The sequence below is a fragment of the Streptomyces sp. SID14436 genome (genome assembly GCF_010548465.1).
Taxonomy (GTDB): Bacteria; Actinomycetota; Actinomycetes; order Streptomycetales; family Streptomycetaceae; genus Streptomyces.
The window spans coordinates 1-6,316 of sequence record NZ_JAAGMD010000484.1 but is presented as its reverse complement, the minus strand read 5'-3'; the positions used below and the strand labels follow the sequence as shown (position 1 = coordinate 6,316).

Sequence of the window (6,316 nt, the reverse complement as noted above, 5' to 3'; positions counted from 1 at the left end):
CGGGCGCTCACCACGGCCGGCCGGACCCCGCTGCCGGTGTACTGGTCGGGCTGCGAGCGGCGCTGCGGGCACCCGCGCGGCGACCACGTCGACGTGGTGGCCGCGCCCGGGGGCGGCTACCGCGTCACCACCGCCGTGCGGGGCCGGGACCCGCGCGGCACCCTGCTGGACGACCCCTCGGGCTTCGCCGCCGCCCTGGCGAGGACCCTTCCATGAGCCGTACGACGACCGAGAGCAGCGAGAACGACACCGTGACCACGTACGCCTACGAGAAGGACGGCGCGGCGATCTACCGCGAGTCCTTCGCCACCATTCGCGCGGAGGCCGACCTCGCGGCCCTGCCCGCCGACGTCAGCCGGGTCGCGGTCCGGATGATCCACGCCTGCGGCATGGTCGACCTGGTCCGCGACCTCTCCTTCAGCCCTCAGGTGGTGGCCCGCGCCCGGCAGGCGCTGCGCGCCGGGGCGCCCGTCCTGTGCGATGTGCAGATGGTCGCCAGCGGCGTCACCCGCAAGCGGCTGCCGGCCGGCAACGAGGTGCTGTGCACCCTGTCCGACCCGGCCGTTCCGGAGCTCGCGGCCCGGCTGGGCACCACGCGCAGCGCCGCCGCCCTGGAACTGTGGCGGGACCGGCTGGAGGGCTCCGTGGTGGCCGTCGGCAACGCGCCGACCGCGCTGTTCCGGCTGCTGGAGATGATCGACGAGGGCGCGCCGAGGCCGGCCGCGGTCATCGGTGTGCCGGTCGGTTTCGTCGGCGCGGCCGAGTCCAAGGACGCCCTGGCCGCCCACCCGTCGGGCCTGGAGCACCTGGTGGTGCGGGGCCGGCGCGGCGGCAGCGCCATCGCGGCGGCCGCGCTCAACGCGATCGCGAGCGAGGAAGAGTGAGCGGCAAGCTGTACGGGGTCGGGCTGGGGCCCGGCGACCCGTCCCTGATGACCGTGCGGGCCGTCGAGGTCATCGCCGAGGCCGACGTCGTCGCCTACCACAGTGCCCGGCACGGCCGGTCCATCGCCCGCTCGATCGCGGCCCGGCACCTGCGCGCCGACCACATCGAGGAGCGCCTGGTCTACCCGGTGACCACCGGGACCACCGACCACCCGGGCGGCTACCAGGGCGCCATGGACGACTTCTACGCCGAGGCGTCGGCCCGGCTCGCGGCCCACCTGGACGCGGGCCGCACGGTCGCCGTCCTCGCGGAGGGCGACCCGCTCTTCTACGGCTCCTACATGCACATGCACAAGCGGCTCGCGGACCGCTACGACACCGAGGTCATCCCCGGGGTCACCTCGGTGTCCGCCGCCGCGGCCCGCCTCGGCGCGCCGCTCGCCGAGGGCGAGGAGGTGCTCACCGTCCTGCCGGGCACGCTGCCCGAGGAGGAGCTGACCGCGCGGCTGGCCGCGACCGACGTGGCCGTGGTGATGAAGCTGGGCCGCACCTTCCCCAAGGTGCGGCGGGCCCTGGAGGCTGCGGGGCGGCTCGCCGAGGCGCGGTACGTGGAGCGGGCCACCATGGACGGGGAGCGTCTCGCCCCGCTCGCCGACGTCGACGCCGGGTCCGTGCCGTACTTCTCGGTGGCCGTGCTGCCCAGCCGGGCCGGCGCGGAGCGCCCCGCGCGCGAGGCGGGCGAGGTGGTCGTGGTGGGGACCGGCCCGGCCGGCCCGTCCTGGCTGACGCCCGAGACGCGCGGCGCCCTGGCCGCCGCCGACGACCTGGTCGGCTACACCACCTACCTCGACCGGGTGCCGGTCCGCCCGGGCCAGCGGCGGCACGGCTCGGACAACCGCGTGGAGGCCGAACGCGCCGAGTTCGCCCTGCGACTCGCCCAGCGGGGACGGCGGGTGGCGGTCGTGTCGGGCGGCGACCCGGGGGTCTTCGCGATGGCGACGGCGGTCCTGGAGGCGGCCTCCGCTCCGGAGTACGCGGAGGTTCCGGTGCGGGTGCTGCCCGGGGTCACCGCCGCCAACGCGGCCGCCGCCCGCGCCGGAGCCCCGCTCGGCCACGACTACGCGGCGATCTCCCTGTCCGACCGGCTCAAGCCGTGGGAGGTCATCGAGGCCCGGCTGGGCGCGGCGGCGTCGGCGGACCTGGTGCTGGCGCTGTACAACCCCGGCTCGCGCAGCCGCACCTGGCAGGTGGGCAAGGCGCGGGAGCTGCTGCTGGAGCACCGGGCGCCGGACACGCCGGTCGTGGTGGCGCGTGACGTGGGCGGGCCCGGCGAACGGGTCCGGATCGTGCGGCTGGCGGACCTGGACCCGGCCACGGTCGACATGCGGACGATCCTGCTGGTCGGCTCCTCGCAGACCCGGGTCGTGCGGCGCGGGGACGGCGAGGACGTCGTCTGGACCCCCCGCAGCTACCCCCGGGCGTGAGCTCCGCGCCGTCCGGTCAGGCCCCGCCCCCGGCGGGCGGGGCCACCTCGGCCCGCCCGGCCCGCCGGGCGGCGCACGCCGCACGGACCCAACGGGCCGCCTCCTCCGGGCCGGGCACCACCGGCACCCCGGCGGGGGCGGCGGGTCTGCGGACCACCACCACCGGCAGGCCCGCCTCCCGGGCGGCCGTCAGCTTCGGGGCGGTGGCCGCTCCCCCGCTGTCCTTGGTGACGACCACGTCGATCCGGTGCCGCCGCAGCACCTCCCGCTCGCCGTCCAGGGTGAACGGGCCGCGGTCCAGCAGCGTCTCCATGCGCGCCGGGTGCGGGGCGGCGGGCGGGTCCACGGAACGGACGAGGAACCACAGGCCGTCCAGGTCCGCGAAGGCGGCCAGGCCCATGCGGCCGGTGGTGAGGAACACCCGCCGGCCGAGCCGGGGCAGCAGCCGGGCCGCGTCCCGCAGGGAGGCCGCCTCGTGCCAGGTGTCGCCCTCGGCGGGTGTCCAGCCGGGCCGCCGCAGGGCCAGGAGAGGAACATGGGCGGTGGCGGCGGCCCGCGCCGCGTTGAAGCTGATGGTGCCGGCGAAAGGGTGGGTGGCGTCGATGAGCAGGTCCACCGCGTGCTCCCGGAGCCAGGCGGCGAGCCCGTCGGCGCCGCCGAAGCCGCCGACGCGCACCTCGCCGGGCGGCAGCCGGGGTGCCGCCACCCGTCCGGCCAGGGAGGTCGTCACCCGTAGGCCGGGCGTGGGGGCGTCCGCCAGCAGTTCGGCGAGACGGCGGGCCTCGGTGGTGCCGCCCAGGATCAGCAGGTGCACGGCAGGTTCGTCCTTTCTCGGTTCCCGTCGGGAGAACGCGTCATGAGCAGCGAGGCCAGGGGCGGCCGCAGCGCCCAACTCAAGCACACCGGTCTGCGGCCCGGCTGGACCACCGGCGCCTGCGCGACCGCCGCGACGACGGCCGCGTACACCGCGCTGCTGACCGGGGACTTCCCCGACCCGGTGACGATCACGCTGCCCCGGGGGCAGACCCCGTCGTTCGCGCTGGCGGCGGAGGAGCTGACCGGCGACCGGGCGATGGCGGGCATCGTGAAGGACGCGGGCGACGATCCCGACGTCACGCACGGGGCGCTGGTGCGGGCGACGGTGCGCGTCCTGCCCGCCGGGCGGGGAGTGGTGTTCCGGGCGGGGCCGGGGGTGGGCACCGTGACCCGGCCGGGCCTGCCGCTGGAGGTGGGTGAACCGGCGGTGAACCCCGTGCCGCGGCAGATGATGCGCGACCACGTGGCCCTGGTCGCCGGGCGGTACGGCGGCACCGGGGACGTCGAGATCACGCTGTCCGTCGACCACGGCGAGGAGATCGCCCGGTCCACCTGGAACCCCCGGCTGGGCATCCTGGGCGGGCTGTCGATCCTCGGCACGACGGGCATCGTGGTGCCCTACTCCTGCTCGGCGTGGATCGACTCGATCCGGCGCGGGGTGGACGTGGCCCGTGCGGCCGGCCGCACGCATGTCGCCGGGTGCACCGGCTCCACGTCCGAGAAAACGGTGGTCGCCGAGTACGGGCTGCCCGAGGACGCCCTGCTCGACATGGGCGACTTCGCGGGCGCGGTGCTGAAGTACGTCCGGCGCCACCCGGTGGACCGCCTGACGGTGTGCGGCGGCTTCGCCAAGCTGTCCAAGCTGGCCGCGGGTCACCTGGATCTGCATTCGGCGCGTTCCCAGGTCGACAAGGGCTTCCTTGCCGGTCTGGCCCGGCGCGGCGGCGCCGGCGAGGCGCTGGCCGCCGAGGTGGCGGACGCCAACACGGGGCTGGCCGCGCTCCAGCTCTGCCGGGCGGCCGGGGTGCCGCTGGGCGACCTGGTCGCGACGGCCGCCCGGGACCAGGCGCTGGCGGTGCTGCGCGGGGCACCGGTCGCGGTGGACGTGATCTGCATCGACCGGGCGGGAAACGTGGTGGGCCGCAGCACGGTGGCCTGAGCCGGCGGCGGCCGGGTTCAGTCGTCGAGGGGGCCCACCCGCAGACGGTTGCCGTCGGGGTCCCGGAGTTCCACCTCGGGCCCCCACGGCTGGTCCCGCAGCTCGGCACCGAACTCGGCGGCCACCGCGCGGGGATCGGCGAGCCGGAGGTACACCAGTCCGTCCGGCGGGGCGTCGCCCTCGTGCTCCGACAGGTGCAGGCGGACCGGGCAGCGGGCCAGTTCCGCGTAGCGGGGGAAGCCGGGCCCGAACCGGTGCTCCAAGCGCGCGCCGAAGCCGAGCCGGGCGTACCAGGGCAGCGAGGTGTCCATGTCCCGCACCCGCAGGACCGGGACGGCCCGTTCAGCAGACATGCCGGTCACGGTCCGGGGAGTACAGGTGGCTGTCGCGGAACTGCTCGGCGCCCAGGGTGCGGCCGACCATGATGACGGCCGTCCGCAGCACGCCCGCCTCCTTCACCTTCCCGGCGATCTCGTCGAGCGTCCCGCGCAGCACCAGTTCCTCGGGCCGGGAGGCGTGGGCGACCACGGCGCTGGGGCAGTCCGGGCCGTAGTGCGGGAGCAGTTCGGCGACCACGCGGTCGACGTACCGGGCGGCCAGGTGGAGCACGATCAGGGCGCCGCTGCGGCCGAGGGTGGCGAGGTCCTCCCCCTCGGGCATGGGGGTGGCCTGCTGGGCGACGCGGGTGAGGATGACGGTCTGCCCGACCGTCGGCACGGTCAGTTCGCGCTTCAGGGCGGCGGCCGCCGCGGCGAAGGCGGGCACGCCCGGGACGACCTCGTAGGGCACTCCGGCCGCGTCGAGGCGGCGCATCTGCTCGGCGACGGCGCTGAAGACGGACGGGTCGCCCGAGTGGAGCCGGGCCACGTCGTGGCCCTCCTCGTGCGCACGGACCAGTTCGCCCGTGATCTCGTCCAGGGTGAGCCGGGCGGTGTCCACCAGCCGGGCGCCGGGCGGGCATTCGGCGAGGAGTTCGCCGGGCACCAGGCTGCCCGCGTAGAGGCAGACCCGGCAGGCGGCCAGGGTGCGGGCGCCGCGCAGGGTGATGAGGTCGGCGGCGCCGGGTCCGGCGCCGATGAAGTACACGGTCATGCGTCTGCTCCTGGTCCTGCCGCGTCGGGGCCGGTCGGTCCGGACGTCTTCTCCACGGCCCACTGGGTGACCGGCATCGCCTGCCGCCATCCGGTGAAGCCCCCCACGGGCACGGCGTGCGCGACGGACAGGCGCACCAGTTCGCCGCCGAGACGGCGACGGGCGTCGGCCAGCAGCGCCTCGGACTCCAGGGTCACGGTGTTGGCGACCAGTCGCCCACCCTCGGGGAGCGCGTTCCAGCAGGCGTCGAGGAGCCCCGGGGCGGTGAGGCCGCCGCCGATGAACACCGCGTCAGGGGAAGGGAGTTGCGCGAGGGCGGCGGGCGCGGAGCCGGTCACCACGTCGAGGGCCGGCACGCCGAGCCGGTCGGCGTTGCGGGCGATGCGCGCGGCGCGGACGGGGTCGCGTTCGACGGTGACCGCGCGGCAGGCGGGGTGGGTGCGCATCCACTCGACGGCGATGGACCCGGAACCGCCCCCCACGTCCCACAGCAGTTCCCCGGGGGCGGGCGCGAGGGCGGCGAGGGTGGCGGCGCGGACGTGCCGTTTGGTGAGCTGGCCGTCGTGTTCGTAGGCCGCGTCCGGGAGTCCGGGGACGGCGCCGAGGCGCGGGGTGCCGGGGGCGCGCCGGCAGTCGACGGCGACGACGTTGAGCGGGTCGCCGGGCTTCTCCCGGCCGGGCCAGTCGTCGGCGGCCGTCCAGCCGGTGGTGCGTTCGCGGGGGCCGCCGAGCTGCTCCAGGACGCGCATCCGGCTCGGTCCGAAGCCGCGGTCGCGCAGCAGGGCGGCGACGTCGGCGGGCGTGGCGGCGTCGGCGCTGAGCACGAGCAGGCGCCGCCGGTCGTGCAGGGCGGCGGCGAGGCGGGCGGTGGGGCGGCCGAC

The 6,316-nt window shown here is 76.7% G+C and carries 7 protein-coding genes and 1 pseudogene; 4 read left to right on the top strand and 4 right to left on the bottom strand.

Annotated features, from left to right (window positions below):
* The 3 genes and pseudogenes from G3I53_RS16790 to G3I53_RS16780 form a co-directional block, all read left to right on the top strand.
* Nucleotides 1-216: pseudogene (locus tag G3I53_RS16790) on the top strand (cobalamin biosynthesis protein CobG); the annotation flags it as partial.
* Complete coding sequence (locus tag G3I53_RS16785) at nucleotides 213-884, top strand: precorrin-8X methylmutase (RefSeq protein WP_203592099.1); 672 nt, start codon at nucleotides 213-215, stop codon at nucleotides 882-884. The pseudogene G3I53_RS16790 and the gene G3I53_RS16785, both read left to right, overlap by 4 nt.
* Nucleotides 881-2,368, top strand: a complete 1,488-nt coding sequence (locus G3I53_RS16780) for a precorrin-2 C(20)-methyltransferase (RefSeq protein WP_164438496.1) — start codon at nucleotides 881-883, stop codon at nucleotides 2,366-2,368. The genes G3I53_RS16785 and G3I53_RS16780 overlap by 4 nt, the downstream gene beginning before the upstream one ends.
* Before the next feature lie 16 nt (nucleotides 2,369-2,384).
* Here the strand turns inward: G3I53_RS16780 and G3I53_RS16775 are convergent, their stop codons facing one another.
* Nucleotides 2,385-3,182 carry a cobalt-precorrin-6A reductase gene (locus G3I53_RS16775; RefSeq protein ID WP_164438495.1) on the bottom strand — a complete coding sequence of 266 codons (798 nt, stop codon included), beginning with the start codon at nucleotides 3,180-3,182 and terminating at the stop codon, nucleotides 2,385-2,387.
* 42 nt (nucleotides 3,183-3,224) lie between these two features.
* Between G3I53_RS16775 and G3I53_RS16770 the strand changes: the two genes are divergently transcribed.
* On the top strand, nucleotides 3,225-4,343 hold the full coding sequence (locus G3I53_RS16770; RefSeq protein ID WP_164336560.1) for a cobalt-precorrin-5B (C(1))-methyltransferase: 1,119 nt from the start codon (nucleotides 3,225-3,227) through the stop codon (nucleotides 4,341-4,343).
* 17 nt (nucleotides 4,344-4,360) lie between these two features.
* On the opposite strand, the gene G3I53_RS16765 is transcribed toward G3I53_RS16770, so the two are convergent.
* From G3I53_RS16765 to cbiT, 3 genes are all read right to left on the bottom strand, one after another.
* Entirely contained in the window at nucleotides 4,361-4,696 is a 336-nt protein-coding gene (locus G3I53_RS16765; RefSeq protein WP_164336562.1) for a glyoxalase superfamily protein, read from the bottom strand.
* Nucleotides 4,686-5,435, bottom strand: a complete 750-nt coding sequence (gene cobM / locus G3I53_RS16760) for a precorrin-4 C(11)-methyltransferase (protein WP_164336564.1) — start codon at nucleotides 5,433-5,435, stop codon at nucleotides 4,686-4,688. Before cobM ends, G3I53_RS16765 begins: the two co-directional genes overlap by 11 nt.
* The coding region (gene cbiT, locus G3I53_RS16755; protein ID WP_164438494.1) for a precorrin-6Y C5,15-methyltransferase (decarboxylating) subunit CbiT at nucleotides 5,432-6,316 on the bottom strand (885 nt) is incomplete at its 5' end. The genes cobM and cbiT, both read right to left, overlap by 4 nt.